The 17,060-nt window shown below is 68.4% G+C and carries 18 protein-coding genes; 12 read left to right on the plus strand and 6 right to left on the minus strand.

Annotation, left to right across the window (positions count from 1 at the left end):
• Window positions 1-51: 51 nt before the first annotated feature.
• Window positions 52-1,608: a glutamine-hydrolyzing GMP synthase gene (gene guaA, locus EJV46_RS05715; protein ID WP_131547605.1), complete on the plus strand. Its 1,557-nt coding sequence runs from the start codon at window positions 52-54 to the stop codon at window positions 1,606-1,608.
• Window positions 1,609-1,650: 42 nt separating this feature from the next.
• Window positions 1,651-2,307, plus strand: coding sequence for a hypothetical protein (locus EJV46_RS05720; RefSeq protein WP_165585354.1), 657 nt, complete (start codon window positions 1,651-1,653; stop codon window positions 2,305-2,307).
• 371 nt (window positions 2,308-2,678) lie between these two features.
• On the opposite strand, the gene EJV46_RS05725 is transcribed toward EJV46_RS05720, so the two are convergent.
• Window positions 2,679-3,104, minus strand: a complete 426-nt coding sequence (locus EJV46_RS05725) for a type II toxin-antitoxin system VapC family toxin (protein WP_206020741.1) — start codon at window positions 3,102-3,104, stop codon at window positions 2,679-2,681.
• Complete coding sequence (locus EJV46_RS05730; protein WP_240782415.1) at window positions 3,101-3,382, minus strand: type II toxin-antitoxin system prevent-host-death family antitoxin; 282 nt, start codon at window positions 3,380-3,382, stop codon at window positions 3,101-3,103. Before EJV46_RS05730 ends, EJV46_RS05725 begins: the two co-directional genes overlap by 4 nt.
• Window positions 3,383-3,496: 114 nt before the next feature.
• Between EJV46_RS05730 and EJV46_RS05735 the strand changes: the two genes are divergently transcribed.
• The 8 genes from EJV46_RS05735 (at window position 3,497) to hisD (ending at window position 10,144) form a co-directional block, all read left to right on the plus strand.
• On the plus strand, window positions 3,497-4,327 hold the full coding sequence (locus tag EJV46_RS05735; RefSeq protein WP_131547608.1) for a class I SAM-dependent methyltransferase: 831 nt from the start codon (window positions 3,497-3,499) through the stop codon (window positions 4,325-4,327).
• Window positions 4,328-4,446: 119 nt separating this feature from the next.
• Window positions 4,447-5,067, plus strand: coding sequence for a 2'-5' RNA ligase family protein (locus EJV46_RS05740; protein ID WP_165585355.1), 621 nt, complete (start codon window positions 4,447-4,449; stop codon window positions 5,065-5,067).
• Window positions 5,068-5,217: 150 nt separating this feature from the next.
• Entirely contained in the window at window positions 5,218-5,991 is a 774-nt protein-coding gene (locus EJV46_RS05745; RefSeq protein ID WP_165585356.1) for a class II aldolase/adducin family protein, read from the plus strand.
• Between the two features lie 149 nt (window positions 5,992-6,140).
• Window positions 6,141-6,329 (plus strand): hypothetical protein, encoded by a 189-nt coding sequence (locus EJV46_RS05750; RefSeq protein WP_165585272.1) that lies wholly within the window; start codon window positions 6,141-6,143, stop codon window positions 6,327-6,329.
• On the plus strand, window positions 6,329-6,883 hold the full coding sequence (gene dcd, locus EJV46_RS05755) for a dCTP deaminase (RefSeq protein WP_131547612.1): 555 nt from the start codon (window positions 6,329-6,331) through the stop codon (window positions 6,881-6,883). Before EJV46_RS05750 ends, dcd begins: the two co-directional genes overlap by 1 nt.
• On the plus strand, window positions 6,883-8,145 hold the full coding sequence (murA, locus tag EJV46_RS05760; protein ID WP_131547613.1) for a UDP-N-acetylglucosamine 1-carboxyvinyltransferase: 1,263 nt from the start codon (window positions 6,883-6,885) through the stop codon (window positions 8,143-8,145). The genes dcd and murA overlap by 1 nt, the downstream gene beginning before the upstream one ends.
• Complete coding sequence (gene hisG / locus EJV46_RS05765) at window positions 8,145-8,834, plus strand: ATP phosphoribosyltransferase (protein ID WP_131547614.1); 690 nt, start codon at window positions 8,145-8,147, stop codon at window positions 8,832-8,834. The genes murA and hisG overlap by 1 nt, the downstream gene beginning before the upstream one ends.
• A gap of 2 nt (window positions 8,835-8,836) precedes the next feature.
• On the plus strand, window positions 8,837-10,144 hold the full coding sequence (gene hisD, locus EJV46_RS05770; RefSeq protein ID WP_131547615.1) for a histidinol dehydrogenase: 1,308 nt from the start codon (window positions 8,837-8,839) through the stop codon (window positions 10,142-10,144).
• Window positions 10,145-10,717: 573 nt separating this feature from the next.
• Here hisD and EJV46_RS05775 read toward each other — a convergent pair.
• Window positions 10,718-11,446: a Crp/Fnr family transcriptional regulator gene (locus EJV46_RS05775; protein WP_131547616.1), complete on the minus strand. Its 729-nt coding sequence runs from the start codon at window positions 11,444-11,446 to the stop codon at window positions 10,718-10,720.
• 71 nt (window positions 11,447-11,517) lie between these two features.
• Here EJV46_RS05775 and EJV46_RS05780 point away from each other — a divergent pair, with 71 nt between their 5' ends.
• The gene (locus tag EJV46_RS05780) at window positions 11,518-12,132 is read left to right on the plus strand and encodes a chemotaxis protein CheB (protein ID WP_165585357.1); all 615 of its coding nucleotides are present in this window, start codon (window positions 11,518-11,520) and stop codon (window positions 12,130-12,132) included.
• Window positions 12,133-12,253: 121 nt separating this feature from the next.
• On the opposite strand, the gene cls is transcribed toward EJV46_RS05780, so the two are convergent.
• Window positions 12,254-13,663, minus strand: a complete 1,410-nt coding sequence (gene cls, locus EJV46_RS05785; protein ID WP_131547618.1) for a cardiolipin synthase — start codon at window positions 13,661-13,663, stop codon at window positions 12,254-12,256.
• Between the two features lie 202 nt (window positions 13,664-13,865).
• Here cls and EJV46_RS05790 point away from each other — a divergent pair, with 202 nt between their 5' ends.
• On the plus strand, window positions 13,866-14,240 hold the full coding sequence (locus EJV46_RS05790; protein ID WP_131547619.1) for an SWIB/MDM2 domain-containing protein: 375 nt from the start codon (window positions 13,866-13,868) through the stop codon (window positions 14,238-14,240).
• 35 nt (window positions 14,241-14,275) lie between these two features.
• On the opposite strand, the gene EJV46_RS05795 is transcribed toward EJV46_RS05790, so the two are convergent.
• The gene (locus tag EJV46_RS05795; protein ID WP_131547620.1) at window positions 14,276-14,755 is read right to left on the minus strand and encodes a hypothetical protein; all 480 of its coding nucleotides are present in this window, start codon (window positions 14,753-14,755) and stop codon (window positions 14,276-14,278) included.
• A 93-nt stretch (window positions 14,756-14,848) separates the two neighbouring features.
• Complete coding sequence (locus EJV46_RS05800; RefSeq protein WP_131547621.1) at window positions 14,849-17,050, minus strand: xanthine dehydrogenase family protein molybdopterin-binding subunit; 2,202 nt, start codon at window positions 17,048-17,050, stop codon at window positions 14,849-14,851.
• Window positions 17,051-17,060: the final 10 nt, after the last annotated feature.

Here is a 17,060-nt window from a genome sequence, read left to right on the forward strand (position 1 = left end):
GATGGCGCAACGCGCGCTTGACCCGGCGCTGATTCGCCTTTTCAAGCGCGCATGACCCAGCACGACCGAATCCTGATCCTCGATTTCGGCAGCCAGGTGACGCAGCTCATCGCGCGCCGCCTCCGCGAGACCGGCGTCTATTGCGAAGTCTGGCCCTACAACGCCGCCGCCCCCGAGCGCATCCGGGCCTTCTCCCCCCGGGGCATCATCTTCTCCGGCGGCCCCGCCTCCGTCACCGAGGGCGAATCGCCCCGCGCGCCGGCCGAGGTCTTCGACATGGGACTGCCCATCCTGGGCATCTGCTACGGGCAGCAGACCCTGGCCGCGCAGCTCGGCGGCACGGTCGAGGGCGGGCATGCCGCGGAGTTCGGCCGCGCGGTCGTCACCGTCACCGGTGAGTGTGCGCTGACCCAGGGGCTATGGGCCAAGGGCAACAAGGAGACGGTGTGGATGTCGCATGGCGACCGCATCACCGTGCTGCCGGCCGGCTTCCGGGTCGTGGCCGAATCCGAGGGCGCGCCCTTCGCGCTCATCGCCGACGAATCCCGCCACTACTACGGCACCATGTTCCACCCCGAGGTGGTGCACACCCCGCACGGCGCGGCGCTGCTGAAGAACTTCACCCACGGCGTCTGCGGCTGCACGGGCGACTGGACCATGGCCGGCTTCCGCGCCGAGGCCATCGCCCGCATCCGCGCCCAGGTCGGCCAGGGGCGCGTGATCTGCGGGCTCTCGGGCGGCGTGGATTCCTCGGTGGCGGCGGTGCTGCTGCACGAGGCGGTCGGCGACCAGCTCACCTGCATCTACGTGGACCACGGGCTGATGCGCGCCGGCGAGAGCGAGCAGGTGGTGAAGACCTTCCGCGACCGCTTCAACATCACCCTGGTGCATCGCGACGCGAGCGACCTGTTCCTGGGACAGCTCTCGGGCGTCACGGATCCGGAGCAGAAGCGCAAGATCATCGGGCGGCTGTTCATCGAGGTCTTCGAGGAGGAGCAGAACAAGCTCGGCGGGGCGGACTTCCTGGCGCAGGGGACGCTGTATCCGGACGTGATCGAGAGCGTCTCGGCGACGGGCGGGCCTTCGGTGACGATCAAGAGCCACCACAATGTGGGCGGGCTGCCGGAAGGCATGCGGATGAAGCTGGTGGAGCCGCTGCGCGAGCTGTTTAAGGACGAGGTGCGGGTGCTGGGACGCGAGCTCGGCATGCCCGAGGAGATCGTGGGGCGGCACCCCTTCCCCGGGCCTGGATTGGCGATCCGCATCCCCGGCGAGGTGACGCGGGAGAAGGCGGATCTGCTGCGGAAGGTGGACACGGTCTACCTGGAGGAGATCCGTAATGCCGGGCTCTACGACGCGATCTGGCAGGCGTTTGCGGTGCTGCTGCCGGTGCGGACCGTGGGCGTGATGGGGGATGGGCGGACCTATGACATGGCCTGCGCACTGCGCGCCGTCACCAGCACGGATGGGATGACGGCGGAGTTTTATCCGTTCGACATGGGCTTCCTGGGGCGGGTGGCGAATAGGATCGTGAACGAGGTTCGGGGGGTGAACCGGGTGACTTATGATATTACGAGCAAGCCGCCGGGGACGATTGAGTGGGAGTAAAAATCCGATACCATTCACAATATGAGTGAGATGGCTCTAAATGTGAAACATACCATTCAGGAAGCATGGAAGCTTGCTGGGGCAAAGGATGGCGAAAAACCACCTGGACTCAACATGTCGGCCCTATTAGAAATTGGCGAACATAATAATAAAGAAGGACTTCAGTCAACTTTAAGTAATTGGCTTCTTATATTTGACCAATGCGGGGCTTGGTTTGCAAATTTATCGGTTTTATTAATTTTTCTTTTGAAAGTAGATTCTGACGAGAATACTATTCGACATAAAATACTTTCCTGCCTAATCGGAAACATAGTTGCTCAGATAATGTCCATCAGGCAACTTGTCACTATCGGCCTTGACGTTCAGGCTAAGCAATTACTGCGAGTTCTTGTCGAGAATCTAGATGTAGCTTTATTAATTTCAAGAAATGATGAAGCGCTACTCGAATTTGATCGTACAGTTGATGAATATTCTTCGAATTTATTTTGGCATAAATATGTTTCAAAGGGCAAAATTCGCGATAAAGTTCACTCCAAGTTAAGGCAGGATATTGGACCGCCTCCTATAGGAAATTTGCGGAATATCTTAAGCAAGAAGAGGGCATTTTGGGAATGGCCATCCATCCCAGTTTGGGTGCCTCACAGATGGCTATGCTCCCCGGCCTCATTGACAGAGATCCCGAAAGTCCATTTACGTTAGGTTTTGTTGGACAGACATCACCTTTCTCCGAAAGAACATTATCTTATGCAATATTTTACATGGTATTCTACATAGTTGATGGTTATATACCGAATAACGATCACATTAAAGAAAGCGATGGAAAAATCGCTGAATTTACGGCAGAATTCTTCGACCATGTATATTTTGGAAAAAAGGCATTGTTAGATATTATCATTTATTCAATAGATAATAAGAATGATCCTATATTTTCAGCACCCATTCCGGACAATATCGGATTATAGGAATCCAAAAAAATGAAAATGTAATATTGAAATAGTAAAACAAATATCAGATCCGGGCGAACATTAAGTTTGTTACCATCGCGGGCGACGTGCTCAATTATGCTATCATCAGGCCAGTCGCGTCGGCACCCCCAACACCGGTCCCACCTCAACCAACCGCCGATCCAACGTCCACACCACCGCCCCATGCTCGGCCGCGACGGCCAGATGCAGCGCATCCCCCGCCCGCAGGCCCAGCGCATGCTGGTCCACGAAGCCCGCCGCCATCCGGAGATGCCGCCCCGTCACGGGCAGGATCGTGAAGCTCTCCGCCACCAGCTCCCGGAACATGGCCAGCGCCGCCGCCCGCTGCTCCAGCGTTAGCTGTCCGGTCCGCAACTTGATCGCCAGGGCGGAGGAGAGCTCGGTGATCGTCCATTCGCTGATGGCGAGATCCCGCGGATCCTGCTCGGCCAGCCACCGCTGCACCCGTGCCGTCGCGGCCTCCGGGCACAGCGCCGCGACGATCAGCGACGTGTCCAGATAAATCATCAGTAGCGGTCGTCGTCCCGCATGGACCGCACCAGCTCCGCGGCCTCCAGGGCCTGCAAGGGCATCACGGCGGTGAGCGCGCGCAGGCGCGCCGCATCGACCGGCTTGCGCGCCGCCGCAGCGGCCGTCAGCCGCGCGACCGGCTTGCCGCGGCGGGTGATGTCGATGGAATCGCCCGCCTCGACGCGGTCGACCAACTCGCTCAGATGCGTCTTGGCATCGGCTAGGCTGACGGGATTCATCTCGGGCGCCCCATGACCATGGAGATGGTCATATAGCATCAGGGCCACCGATTCCAGGCCGGTCATGGGCCCTGGCGCACGAAGGCACACCGGCTTCCACAGAGTCGCCGAAAAATCCTTCGGGATTGGTCTCCCGCCCCATATGGCCGCACCATGGACACCGAACGCATCGCCCTGACCGGCGAGAAGGAGACCCTCCTCGTCACCCTGGCCGCCCGGGCCGAGGAGAGCCGGCTGCCCGACTCGCTGCTGCACGACCATTGGGCGGCCGAGGCCGTCGCCCGGATCGACTACGACTTCGCGCGGCTGGACGTCGACCGGGACCTGATGGTCGGCCTCGCGCTGCGCGGCCATCTGCTCGACCGCTGGGCCCGCGGCTTCCTCGCGCGCCATCCCGAGGCGACGGTGCTGCATCTCGGCTGCGGGCTGGACAGCCGGGTGTTCCGGCTCGATCCGGGTGCGGGCGTGCGCTGGTTCGACCTGGACTATCCGGAGGTGATCGCGCTGCGCCGCCGCCTCTACCCCGCGCGAGAGGGCGTCACGCTGATCGGCGCCGCCGTGACCGATCCGGGCTGGATCGCCGGCATCCCCGCCGACCGGCCGACGCTCGTCCTCGCCGAGGGGCTGCTGCCCTATGTGGCGGCCGAGGAGGTGGTGCCGCTGCTCGACCGGCTCACGGCGCATCTGGCCGGCGGCGAGCTGGCCTTCGACGCCTATAGCCGGATCGGCCTCTGGGCGATCCGGAACCACCCCGCGATCCGCCCAACGGGGGCGCGGCTGCATTGGGCGCTGGAGGAGCCGCGCGAGCTCGAGCGGGCGATCCCGCGGCTGCGGCTGGCGGAGGAGCTGGGCGCCTATGATCCCGCCGCCTGGGATTCGGCGCAGCTCGCGCGGATGTCCGCGCCGGCGCGCTGGGCGGCGCTGGCCGTCCGGATCTTCCCGGGGCTAGGGAAGGTTGGCAGGCTGCTGCGCTACGCCTTCTGAAAGGCGCTTCGGCCGGGGGCCGGGTGGACAGCGGCGGCCGGCGCGGCTTATACCCCCTCCAGAACATATCATGAACATTCGTCATGAAGGTTCCCCCAGAAGAGTGGAGGCGAGCGAGCATGTCCAGCCGGCAGCTGCGGATTCCCGGGCAACTCTGGCTCGCCGGCCTCGAAGCCGCGCCCGAGCCGCCGCGCCCGCACCGCCACAACCTCTTCTTCGCGCTCAGGCTGGACGAGGCGGCACGGGGCACCATCGCGGCCATGACCTCGGACCTGCGACGGACCTTCGGCCTGCGGTCGCCGCCGGTCACGCCGGAGCAGCTGCATCTCACGCTCTTCCCGGTCGCCTCCTGCGACGAGCCGCCGCGGCCGGATCTGGTCGACCGCGCCCGGGGCGCCGCCGCGAGCGTCGCCGCCGCGCCGTTCACCCTCGAGCTCGACCGGGTTCTCAGCTTCCGCAATCGCCGGCCCGCCAAGCCGCTTGTCCTGGCGGGGCGCGGCGCCAGCGAGCCCTTCGCCGCCCTGCAGCGCCGGATCAGCCTGGCGGTGGGCGCCTCCGGGCTCCATGCGCGGCCGCATGGCTTCGGCACGCCGCATGTCACCATGAGCTGGGACCGCGACCTCGGGCGCGAGCTGGAGGTCGGCCCCGTCCCGCTGGAGGCCCGCGAATTCGCCTTCATCCACAGCCATGTGGGCCAGCGGCGGCACGACATGCTGGGGCGCTGGCCCCTGCGCGGATAGATGGGCAAGGCCGCCGCCCCCCACTGGCCCGGGAATCGCGGCGATCGGGCGGGATTGCGGATTGCGTTCCGGGCCCGCGCATGGGTTGATGGGCGCCACCCACCGCCCGAAGCCGCGCCCCCGGACCTCGCGCGCCAGATGGAGCTGCCCATGGACACGATCACCCACGCCCCCGCCGACCTCCTGGAGGCCGAGCGCCGGCAGGCCCGCATCGACATGGCGGCCGCGCATCGCATCGCCGTGGTGCACGACTTCCACGAGGCGATCGACAACCACTTCACCCTCGCGGTGCCGGGCCGGCCCCGGCGCTACTACCTCAACCGCTACGGCCTGCACTGGGCGGAGGTGACGGCGAGCAACCTCATCGAGATCGACTACGACGGAACGGTGGTGGACGGCGAAGGCCCGGCGGACCGCAGCGCCATCTGCATCCACACGCCGATCCACGAGATCGCCGGCGTCGAATGCGTGCTGCACACCCACATGCCCTATGTCACCGCCATCTCGCAGCTCGAGGACATGACCATCGAGATGACGGGCCAGAGCGCGCTGCAGTTCAACGGGCGCATCGCCTACGACTACGACTACAACGGCTTCGCCCATGAGCACGAGGAGGGCGAGCGCATGGCCGCGCTGATGGACGGCAAGCCGATCCTGATGCTGGCCAATCACGGCGTGGTGGTGACGGGCAAGAACGTCGCCCAGGCCTATCACCGGCTCTACTACCTCGAGCGCGCCTGCCGCACGCAGATGTTCACCCTGTGGACGGGCCAGCGCCGCCGCTTCGTGAAGGAGGAGGTGCTGGAGAAGATGCGCGAGCAGGCCGGCTGGAAGGATCCGACCATGGCGATGAGCGGGCCGGAGTATCACTTCGCGGCGCTGAAGCGGGTGCTGGACAAGACGCAGCCGGACTACGCCGACTGAGGGATGTGAGGGGGGCTTTGCTCCGAAAGCTCCGCTGTGGCGGTGCCGTCCGGCGCCAGGGCCTTTGAGCGAATGATCCGCGCTTCCGGCGATTCCGCCGGCAGCGATCATGCCCTAACAAGACCCTGCGCAACCGCGAGGGGATGGATGTGACCGACGACCGCGAGGCCCGGCTGGCCGCCGCCCTGCGGGTCAATCTCCGCAGGCGCAAGGCGCAGGCGCGCGGCCGTCAGGAAGCCCGCGCGGATCAGCTTCCCGGCCCGGCCGATGGACGCGACACGGCCGAAGAGGCTAGACCGGCCCACCGCGAGGACCCCGCGAGCCGGAAGGACCCCTGATGCCCATCATGCCCGACCATTGGATCCGCCGCATGGCGACGGAGCACGGCATGATCTCGCCCTTCGTCGAGGCCCAGAAGCGCGAGGGGGTGATCTCCTTCGGCCTGTCCTCCTACGGCTACGACGCGCGCTCGGCGGATGTCTTCAAGGTCTTCACCAATGTCGACAACGCCATCGTCGACCCGAAATCCTTCTCCGAGACGGGGTTCGTCACCCGCCAGGGGCCGGTCTGCATCATCCCGCCCAATTCCTTCGTGCTGACCCATACGGTCGAGGTCTTCAGGATCCCGCGCGACGTGCTGGTGATCTGCCTCGGCAAGTCCACCTATGCGCGCTGCGGCCTCATCGTGAACGTCACCCCGCTGGAGCCCGAATGGGAGGGCCAGGTGACCATCGAGATCAGCAACACCACGCCGCTGCCGGCCAAGGTCTATGCCAATGAGGGGATCTGCCAGTTTCTCTTCCTGAAGGGCGAGAGCGCGCCGGAAGTCAGCTACGCGGACCGCGCGGGCAAATACATGGGGCAGCGGGGCGTCGCCCTGCCGAAGCTTTGATGGACCGGATCCGGATCAGGGGCGGCCAGCCGCTCAACGGCACGGTCCCCATCTCCGGCGCCAAGAACGCCACCCTGCCGCTGATGGCCGCCGCCCTGCTGGCCGACGGGCCGCTGGTCCTGACCAACGCGCCCGACCTCGCCGACATCGCCACCATGCGCCAACTGCTGGTGCAGCACGGGCTGTCCGTCGAGCATGACAGGACGGCCCGGACCCTGACGCTGTCGGGCGCGGCGACCAGCCTCGAAGCCCCCTACGACATCGTCCGCAAGATGCGCGCCTCGGTGCTCGTCCTCGGCCCCCTGCTCGCCCGCTACGGCCAGGCCCGCGTCTCGCTGCCCGGCGGCTGCGCCATCGGCACGCGCCCGGTGGACCTGCACCTCAAGGGCCTGGAGCAGCTCGGCGCCGAGGTCGAGATCACCTCGGGCTACATCGAGGCCCGCGCCCCCCAGGGCAAGCTGCGCGGGGCGAAGATCATCTTCCCGCAGGTCAGCGTCGGCGCGACCGAGAACCTGCTCATGGCCGCCTGCCTGGCCGAGGGCGAGACCGAGCTGGTCAACGCCGCCCAGGAGCCCGAGATCACCGACCTCGCCATGTGCCTCATGCGCATGGGCGCGCGGATCGAGGGCATCGGCACCGGCACGCTCCGCATCGAGGGCGGCGCCTCGCTGCATCCGGCGACGCACCCCATCGTGCCCGACCGCATCGAGGCCGGCACCTATGCCTGCGCCGCCGCCATCACCGGCGGGACCCTGCACCTGGCCGGCGCGCGGCTGGAGCACCTGGGCGCCGTCGCCCGCGTGCTGCGCGACAGCGGCGTGGACGTGGCCGAGACCAACACCGGCCTCACCGTCAGCCGCCTCAACGGCCTGCGCGGCGCCGACGTGATGACCGAGCCCTTCCCCGGCTTCGCGACCGACATGCAGGCTCAGTTCATGGCCCTCATGACCGTCGCCGAGGGCGCCTCGATGATCACCGAGACCATCTTCGAGAACCGCTTCATGCACGTGCCCGAGCTCATGCGCATGGGGGCCCGCATCAACTTCCACGGCACGTCAGCCATCGTCCGCGGCGTGCCGAGGCTCTCCGGCGCGCCCGTGATGGCCACCGACCTGCGCGCCTCGGTGAGCCTCATCCTCGCGGGCCTCGCCGCCGAGGGCGAGACCATCGTCAACCGCGTCTACCACCTCGACCGCGGCTACGAGCATGTCGAGCAGAAGCTCGCCGCCGTGGGGGCGAAGATCGAAAGGCTGGCCAGCTGATGGACCTGCCCCTGCCCCTCAGCGAGGCCGATGCGACCACCGGCCTCGTCATGGCCCTGCCCAAGGGCCGCATCCTCTCCGAGCTGAGGCCCGTCCTCGCCCGCGTCGGCATCACGCCCGCGGCCGACTTCGAGGACGAGGACAGCCGCCGGCTGCGCTTCGAGACCAACGAGCCCTCGCTCGACGTCATCCGCGTGCGGCCCTTCGACGTGGCCGCCTTCGTGGCGCATGGCGCGGCGCATATCGGCGTCTGCGGCGCCGACGTGCTGATGGAATACGAGACCGACCAGATCTACGCGCCGCTCGACCTCGGCATCGGCCGCTGCCGCGTCTCGGTGGCCGAGCAGGCGGCGACGGCGGGGCAGGACGATCCCTCGCGTTGGTCGCGCATCGCGGTCGCGACCAAGTATCCCAACATCGCGCGCCGCCACTTCTCGGCGCGGGGCGTGCAGGCCGAGATCGTGCACCTGAACGGCGCGATGGAGCTGGCGCCCTCGCTCGGACTCTCCCGCGTCATCGTAGACCTGGTGCAGACGGGCTCCACGCTGAAGGCCAACGGCCTCGTGGAGACGGAGGTGATCGCCAAGGTCACCTCGCGCCTCATCGTGAACCGCACGGCGCTGAAGACGCGGCCGGAGGAGATCGCGGCCTGGATCGCGCGCTTCCGCGCCGCGCTGGCCGCCGCCTGACCATGGAGATCCTCTCCACCGCCCAGGCCGGCTTCGAGGCGCGCTTTGAAGCCCTGCTGAACGACGCCCGCGAGACCACCGCGCGCGTGGACGGCGCCGTCTCCGCCATCATCGCCGAGGTGAAGGCCGGGGGCGACCCGGCGCTGCTGCGCCTCACCGCGCGCTTCGACGGCTGGGCGCCGGCCGGCATCGCCGCGCTGCGCGTGACGCCGGACGAGATCGACGCCGCCGCGGCCGGCATCGAGCCGGCGCTGATGGCGGCGCTCGACACCGCCGCGACGCGCATCGAGGCCTTCCACCGCGCGCAGCTGCCCGCCGACATCGAGCTTCCCGGCACGGACGGCGTGGCGCTGGGGATGCGCTGGAACGCGCTGGACGCGGTCGGCCTCTACGTGCCGGGCGGCAAGGCGGCCTACCCCTCCTCCGTGCTCATGAACGCCATTCCCGCGCGCGTGGCGGGCGTGGAGCGCGTGGCCATGGTCGTTCCCACGCCGGGCGGCGTGCTTAACCCGCTGGTGCTGGCCGCGGCCCGCCGATCGGGCGTGGCCGAGATCTGGCGCGCCGGCGGGGCGCAGGCCGTGGCCGCGCTGGCCTGGGGCACGGAGAGCATCGCGCCGGTGGACCGCATCGTCGGCCCCGGCAACGCCTATGTGGCCGAGGCCAAGCGCCAGGTCTTCGGCCGCGTCGGCATAGACAGCATCGCCGGGCCTTCCGAGGTGCTGGTGCTGGCCGACGCGACCAACGACCCCGCCCATGTCGCCATGGACCTGCTGGCCCAGGCCGAGCATGACGAGGCCGCGCAATCCATCCTCATCACCGACGACGCGGATTTCGCGAATGCGGTGATCCGCGCGGTGGAGACGGCGCTCGCCACCCTGCCCCGCCGCGCCATCGCCGGCGAGAGCTGGGCGCGGCACGGCGCGGTGATCCTGGTACGGAACTGGGACGAGGCCTGCGCCCTGGCCAACCGCCTCGCGCCCGAGCATCTGCAGATCATGCTGGACGATCCGCGCGCGGTCTTCGGCAGGATCCGGCATGCGGGCGCGGCCTTCCTGGGGCGGCACACGCCCGAGGCGATCGGCGACTATGTGGCCGGGCCGAACCACGTGCTGCCGACCGGGCGAAGCAGCCGGTTCTCGTCGGGGCTTTCCGTCTACGACTTCCTCAAGCGCACGACCTGGGTGCAGGCCGAGCCGCATGGGCTGCGGGCGATCGGCCCGGCGGCGGTGAAGCTGGCGGAGGCGGAGGGTCTGGGCGCGCATGCGGCGAGCGTCGCGGTGCGGCTGGCGGAGATGCAGGTGCGGGGGTGAGCCGGCTCTCGGCGCGCGCGGAGCCTGCATCAACCTACCGGCCCGCAGGCTGGCCGAATGCGACTGTCATGCCGCTAAACATGCCAGAGAATGATCCGGTGTAAGAAATAGGGACACCGCGTCGAAAGCGTCTCGCAACTCACGATTGCATCGCATCAGGGGCCCTCGAAGACACAGGCGCTGCGATGCTGCGCCAATTCAATCACTCCGCGGGCCGGGCCCCGCGAGAGTGCGAGACTCGATCAGATCAGGCTGGCGATCCAATTCTACCAGAGATCGAGCTTGGCTCTACGCAAGATCGGCCGCGGGAGACTGGCATGAGCGAGCCATCGGCCTCGCCCGTCCGCTCCGCATGCCGGTCCTCATCGGTATCCCGTGGGTTCCGTCTGCCAGCGAACCGACAGCGCCGGCAATTGCCGCCAGTTTCGGGGAATGGACCGACTTTGCCGATTCCCCCCGCCGATCAGGCACACCGACCGCGCCTACGATCACCTCGTCATCGCCGGAGCCCGGCAGGCCATCGAGCATTCCCGCTGCCTGATCCGGCGAGCCGATCGCATTCTGGCCGCTTCTTCAGCCCGAACGCGGCGGGCCGACCAGCCGGCGGAATTCACGGTTGATGACTTCGTAGCATTCGCAGGACGCCGCCTCCAGCTTCTCCCGATCGAGAATGTCGACGACGCCGCGGGCATAGCTGATCAGGCCCGCCCTTTGCAGGATTCCCGCGGCGATGGTCACGCTGGGACGGGTGACGCCGAGCATCTGCGCCAGGAACTCGTGCGTGAGCAGGAAGCTGTCGCCGTCGACCCGGTCATGGGTCTGCAGGAGCCAGCGCGCGCACCGCGCCTCGATGGGGTGGAGCCGGTTGCAGGCGCTCCCCTGGGCGATCTGGCTCATCAGCGACAAGGAGTAGCGCGCCAGGAGTCGCTCCAGAGCCGGCAGGCGGTCGCGAAGGCGGCGAAAGTCCAGGGCTGACAGCCGGTCCGCCTCACCCATCACCTGGACGAAGACCCGCTGGGCGTTCTGCTCCGCATCGAAGACGATCGGCAGGCCGACCATGCCCTCCCTTCCGATCGTCGCCACCTCGACCACGGATCCGTCCTCCATGTCGTTCACCATGGAGGCGACGCCGCTCGTCGGGAACCAGAGGTGGGACGCAGGCAGGTCCGGCCCCTCGAGCGTAAGTTTCAGGGTCAGCGGAACCCGCTCCAACGCTTCCCGGATCAGCTGACGCTCCGATGCCGGAAGCCCCGCCAGAAGAGCGTTCTCGCGAGGGCCTGCGCCCCCATGGCCGTCGGTCATCGAGCTACCCCCGAAGGCAGCATTGCAGCGGGATGGCGCCCCGTCGCCGTCCAATGTTAGTATCCGTACAGATGAGCGGCCTCGCAGACCCTGTCGTAGTCGCCGCTCTCGTTCCGTTCCGCCTGGTCGTGCTGGGGGCCTCCGCCGGCGGCCTGGCGCCGCTGAGGGACGTCCTTTCCGGATTGCCCGCCGACTTTCCCATCCCGATCGTGGTCGTGCATCACCTCGGAGCCGATCTGCGCAGCCGTCTCCCGGAGGTCCTGAACTTCCGCTCGCAACTGCCTTGCCGCTGGGTCGTATCGGGCGAGCTGCCGCGCTCGGGGACCGTGCTCGTCGCGCCGGCCGGCGCCAACCTCGTGCTGCAGATGGATGGCCGGCTGGAGGTGGTGCCCGGGCCCAAGCCCCGGCTCGGATGGCCCTCGGTCGACCTGTTCCTGACGAGCGTGGCCTCCGTCCTGGGGCGCCATGCCATCGGCGTGATCCTGAGCGGGATGATGTGGGATGGTGCGGCCGGCATAGCGGCGCTCCGGCGCGCGGGCGGGGCGACGCTGGTCCAGCATCCGCGCTCGGCCGCCTTCCCCGACATGCCCAGCGCCGCGGTCGATCTCGGGCGGGCGGACCTGATGATGCCCCCTCATCAGATCGCCCTTGCGCTGCAGATCCTCGCGGAAGCGGGTGTCCACTGACGCAGGCGGAGCGCGGCCCGATGCCGTGGATCCTGGTTTCTACATGGTGTTCGGCCGCCCGCCGACCAGTGGAGGATGGACGCCGTGGTTCCGCGGGCTTTCGCGGTCCTTCTCGCTTTCCCTAAAGCACCGGGCTGAGCACCGCGACCATGTTGTTCCACAGCCGCCGCCAGGCCGGCCAGGCCGCCACCTCGCCGGGCGTCACCGCCCGGCTCGCGGCGATGTAGCTCTCCTGCCGCCCCCGCACCTCGCCGGTCGTCGCGGCGTCGCAGAACAGGATGTTGTTCTCATAGTTCAGGTCGAAGCTGCGCCGGTCCATATTGGCCGAGCCGATCAGCGTCACCTCGCCGTCCAGGGTCAGCGTCTTCGCGTGCAGCAGCCCGTCCCGGTATTCCAGCAGCCGCACGCCGGCCTCCAGCAGGTCGGCGTAATAGCTCCGGCTCGCGGCCGCGACCGCCCAGTTGTCGTTGCGCGCGGGCAGCACCAGCGTCACCGCCACGCCGCGATAGCCCGCCGCGCAGAGCGCCGCATGCAGCGCGCCGTTCGGCACGTAATAGGGCGTGGTGACGGTGAGCTCGCGCCGCGCGCCGTAGATCAGCGTCTGGAAAATCTCGGGCATCGCGGAGTTCCGCACCGTGGGCCCGCTCGCGATCACCTGCGCCGCGAAGCCCTCCGGGGCGAAGGCGGGCGGATCCAGCAGCAGCGCGCCCAGATGCTCGCCACGCCAGGCGGCCCAGTCGCTGGCGAAGAGGTGCTGGTTCTGCAGCGCGACCGGCCCCTCGAAGCGCATCATCATGTCCACCCAGGGCGCGAATCGCGCCTTCACCCGGAATTCCGGGTCGGCGCAGTTCTGGCTGCCGCACCAGGCGATGCGGTTGTCGATCACGGCCAGCTTGCGGTGGTCGCGCAGGTCGATGCGGCCGTTGAGCGGCCGCAGCAGCGGAAAGCCCACGCGCAGCGCCCGCGAGAGCGCGGCGCCCGCTGCCGCCATCGCCAGCCAATGCGGGCTGCGCACGAGGTGCTTCGAGCCGATGTCGTCCACCAGCACGCGGCAGGCGACACCACGCCGCGCCGCCCGGCAGACCGCCTCGACCACGCGCCTGCCGTTGCGGTCCGGCAGCCAGATGTAGAAGAGCAGGTGGACATGCTCCGTCGCGGCGTGGATGTCCGCGACCAGCGCCTGGATGGCGGCGTCGGAATCCGCGAGCAGCCGGGCCGTGTTGCCGCCGATCGGCGGATAGCCGCTGATGGAGCGGCCCACCCGGAACAGCGGCTGGTGGCGCGCGGGGATCTCGGGCGCGGGCGTCTCGGCCGGCGGGGGCAGCGCCTCCAGCGCGCGGCGCAGGCGGGCGATGCGGCGGCGGCCGATGCTGGTCTCTCCCAGCAGGATGTAGCCGAGCACGCCCACGACCGGAACGGCCAGGATCACGGCGATCCAGGAGATGCGCGAGGCCGGGTCGCGATGCGGCCGGAGCAGCACGCGGATGATGGTCGCGACCTGGGAGGCGAGCACGGCGAGGGCGAGGAGCATCGCCGGTGATCCTGGACGGAAATGCGCCGCGCGGCGAATTCGATTGCCGGCCCCGGCCGGGCAGGCCAGCATTTCCGTTGCGAATCGAGGAGATTCCTCTTCTCGCGGCACGTGAAACAATGGCATTCCGGGGACGTTAGCGGTTCTCGGGATTCGGTGCCTCGCCGGCCCGGCGCCATCTCAACCAACCCGGAGCGAGTCGATGCCCAGCAAGACGCCAGAGAAGAAGCCGGCCCCGAAGGCCAAGGAGGCCCCGGCCAAGAAGGCCGCCGCCCCCGCCAAGAAGACGGCGCCCGCCAAGGGCGGCAAGGCCGACAAGGCCGCGCCGTCGGGCAAGCCGAACGCCTTGCAGCAGCCGCTGACGCCCTCGGCCGAGCTCGGCGCCGTCGTGGGCTCCGAGAAGATCGCGCGCGGCGAGGTGGTCTCGAAGATGTGGACCTACATCAAGTCCAACAACCTTCAGAACCCCGAGAACAAGCGGGAGATCCTGGCCGACGACAAGCTCAAGAAGGTCTTCGGCAAGGACAAGGTGACCATGTTCGAGATGAACAAGTACATCGCCGCCCACCTCAAGTAGTCCCGCGGCCCGGGGGGCCGCGCCCCCCGCCTTGCTCAGCCCGGCGCGCAGCGCTCGACGATCGTGCCGCCGGAGGGCTCGAGCAGGACGTTGCGCGCATTGCCCAGCGAGAATTCCTGCCGCCAGTTGATCTCCGGAACCTCGGCCACGAAGCTCTGGGCGCCGCTGGCGGAGATGGCCCGAGCGGATTCGTGCACGCCCGAGCCCCGCTGGCTGCCGTTCACCACGCCGTTGAGCAGCGGCATGGAATAGCTCCGCCCGTCCACGACCAGCTGCAGGGTCTTGGGACCGTCCAGCGAGCGGCCATGCGCCTGGACCGAGATGGTCGGCCCCTGCTGGAACTGGCCGACGGAGCAGTTGAAAGCGATATAGGATTCGTCGGCCGAGCGGATCATCGCCTGCAGCACGCCCTGGCCGTAGCCCGAGGCCCAGCGGAAGCTGACGGGTTGTTGCGCGAGCGCCGCGCCCGAGAGGGCGCAGAGGGCGCCGAGCGCCATGATCGTCTTGCGTGCCATGCGATATTCTCCATCCGGTGTGGTCTGCCGGATGGAAAATGCCGCAGCGGCCCTTCGGGTTGCCCCGGCGGGCCTATGGGCCGGGCGCGATGGTCAGGTGCTCTGCGCCGCCGCCTTGAATTTGGCGGGGAGGAAGGGCACCGAGCGCATCCGCACCCCCGTCGCGTCGAAGACCGCATTGGAGACGGCCGAGGGCACGATCGCCGCCGCCGGCTCGCCCGCGCCCCAGGGCGCCTCGGCGGGGCGGTCGATGAGCTCGACGGTGATCTGCGGCACCTCCGGGAAGGCGATGACGCGGTAGCTGCCCCAGTCGAGGCTGGTGACGGCGCCGCGGTCGTAGGTCAGCTCCTCGAAGAGGGTGCGGCTGAGGGTGTGGATGATGTTCCCCTCCACCTGCGTCCGCACCCCGCCGGGGTTGATCATCTGGCCGCAGTCATGCGTGCAGAAGAAGCGCGTGACGCGGATCTCGCCCGTGCCGCGATTCACGGAGACCTCGGCCACGCCGGCGATATAGGTGCGGACCAGCTCGTACTTGCAGTAGGTGACGCCGCGGCCGGTGACCCATTCGCCCGCTAGCTCGCGTTGCGGGCTGGGGCGCTTCTGCCAATTGGCGAGCCGGGCCACGCGCTCCAGCACCTCGCGGCCGCGGGTCTCCTCGGGCGGCAGCATCCGCAGGCGGTAGTCGATCGGATCGACCTTCGCCTCGGCCGCGCATTCGTCGAGGAAGGATTCATTGGCGAAGGTGTTCTGCATGCGCCCGGGCGTGCGGATCCAGCTCGGGCGGAAGGGCGTGGTCTCCAGGCGATGGCAGGTGGTCTTCACCGCCGGCAGCGCATAGGGCAGCGCCAGGTTGTGGACGATGTTGCCGGGGCTCTGGAGGGATTCACGCGGCAGGCCGGAAAGCTCGGCGGCGGTCAGGTCCACATTGCCGCCCGCCCCCTTGGGGATGAAGGCCTCGCTCTCCCAACCGACGATGTTGCCGGCGGCATCGAGCCCCGCGCGCAGGTCGACGAGATGCGGCGGGCCCTTGGGATCCCAGCCATGTTCGTCCGCGCGCATCCACTGCACGCGGACGGGCCGCCCGACGGCCTTGGCGAGCAGCGCCGCATCGGCGGCGGCGTCCTCGTGGCCGTTGCGGCCATAGCAACCGGCCCCCTCGAGATAGATGCAGCGCACCTGCTCCACCGGCATGGCCAGCATCATCGCGAGCTGCTTGCGCAGGTTGTGCGTGGCCTGGCTGGCGGACCAGGTCGTCAGCCGGCCGTCCTTGAACTCCGCGACGGCGCAGGACGGGCCCATGGAGCCATGGGTGTGGATGGCGAAGTCGTAGCTCGCGGACATGCGCCTGGCCGCGCCGGTCATCGTGGCAGCGGGGTCGCCGCGCTCCTGCGTCACCTGCACCTGGGCGACCTGGCTGGCGCGGACATGCTCCCAGATCTTCGTCTGGTCGGGCAGGCCGGCCCAGGCGGACCAGCGCACCTTGAGGTCGCGCGCAGCCTTGATGGCGGACCACTCGTTCTCCGCCACCACGCCCACGAAGGCGCCCTGGTGCACCACGCGGACGATGCCGGGGATATGCGCGACGCTGGCTTCGTCCACGGCCTCGGCCACGGCGCCCATCCGCGGCGGGCGGACCGGGCGGCCGTGCAGCATGCCCTCGACCTTCAAGTCGTGGACGTAGCCCGCATGGCCGAAGACCTTGTCGGGGATGTCCACGCGCGGGATCTCGCGGCCGACGATGCGGCGCGCATTGGGCGGCTTGATCGGCGCGGCCGGATCCACCTTCAGCTCCAGCCCGCCGGCGCGGACCAGCTCGGCATAGGAGACGCGGCCGGTGGGCGCGACCACCACGCCATCCTCGACCCCCACCCCGGCAACGGGCACGCCGAGGCGATCGGCCGCGCGCGACAGCAGCTCGCGCCGGGCGGTGGCCGCGGCGGCGCGCAGGGCCACGCCCCCCACCTGGATGGAGAGCGAGCCATAGGTGGCGCCCTGGTCCGGCGTCAGCGCCGTGTCGCCCTCGATCACGCGGACGCGGGAGAGCGGGACGTCCAGCTCCTCGGCGGCGATCTGCATGAAGCCGGTGCGAACCCCGGTCCCGAGATCGACCTTGCCGATATAGACGGTGACCTTGCCCTCCTGGTCGATCGCCAGGAAGGCGGCGACCTGGTCGCCTGCGACGGGTTTTTCCGTCCAGGCGGCGGCCGGATTGGGAAGGCCGCCGGCCGCGAAGCCGACGACCAGCGCGCCGCTGGCCTTGAGCCAGGAGCGGCGATTCATGTTGATGGCGTTCATCGTTGCCCTC

The organism is Roseococcus sp. SYP-B2431 (assembly GCF_004336745.1).
Taxonomy (GTDB): Bacteria; Pseudomonadota; Alphaproteobacteria; order Acetobacterales; family Acetobacteraceae; genus Roseococcus.

Excerpts from the sequence above, each read along its gene's own strand:
- guaA (WP_131547605.1), top strand. The coding sequence starts at position 52 with ATGACCCAGCACGACCGAATCCTGATCCTCGATTTCGGCAGCCAGGTG.
- EJV46_RS05730 (WP_240782415.1), bottom strand. The coding sequence starts at position 3,382 with ATGCTATATGACCATCTCCATGGTCATGGGGCGCCCGAGATGAATCCC.
- EJV46_RS05735 (WP_131547608.1), top strand. The coding sequence starts at position 3,497 with ATGGACACCGAACGCATCGCCCTGACCGGCGAGAAGGAGACCCTCCTC.
- EJV46_RS05740 (WP_165585355.1), top strand. The coding sequence starts at position 4,447 with ATGTCCAGCCGGCAGCTGCGGATTCCCGGGCAACTCTGGCTCGCCGGC.
- EJV46_RS05745 (WP_165585356.1), top strand. The coding sequence starts at position 5,218 with ATGGACACGATCACCCACGCCCCCGCCGACCTCCTGGAGGCCGAGCGC.
- dcd (WP_131547612.1), top strand. The coding sequence starts at position 6,329 with ATGCCCATCATGCCCGACCATTGGATCCGCCGCATGGCGACGGAGCAC.
- murA (WP_131547613.1), top strand. The coding sequence starts at position 6,883 with ATGGACCGGATCCGGATCAGGGGCGGCCAGCCGCTCAACGGCACGGTC.
- hisG (WP_131547614.1), top strand. The coding sequence starts at position 8,145 with ATGGACCTGCCCCTGCCCCTCAGCGAGGCCGATGCGACCACCGGCCTC.
- hisD (WP_131547615.1), top strand. The coding sequence starts at position 8,837 with ATGGAGATCCTCTCCACCGCCCAGGCCGGCTTCGAGGCGCGCTTTGAA.
- EJV46_RS05775 (WP_131547616.1), bottom strand. The coding sequence starts at position 11,446 with ATGACCGACGGCCATGGGGGCGCAGGCCCTCGCGAGAACGCTCTTCTG.
- EJV46_RS05780 (WP_165585357.1), top strand. The coding sequence starts at position 11,518 with ATGAGCGGCCTCGCAGACCCTGTCGTAGTCGCCGCTCTCGTTCCGTTC.
- cls (WP_131547618.1), bottom strand. The coding sequence starts at position 13,663 with ATGCTCCTCGCCCTCGCCGTGCTCGCCTCCCAGGTCGCGACCATCATC.
- EJV46_RS05790 (WP_131547619.1), top strand. The coding sequence starts at position 13,866 with ATGCCCAGCAAGACGCCAGAGAAGAAGCCGGCCCCGAAGGCCAAGGAG.
- EJV46_RS05795 (WP_131547620.1), bottom strand. The coding sequence starts at position 14,755 with ATGGCACGCAAGACGATCATGGCGCTCGGCGCCCTCTGCGCCCTCTCG.
- EJV46_RS05800 (WP_131547621.1), bottom strand. The coding sequence starts at position 17,050 with ATGAACGCCATCAACATGAATCGCCGCTCCTGGCTCAAGGCCAGCGGC.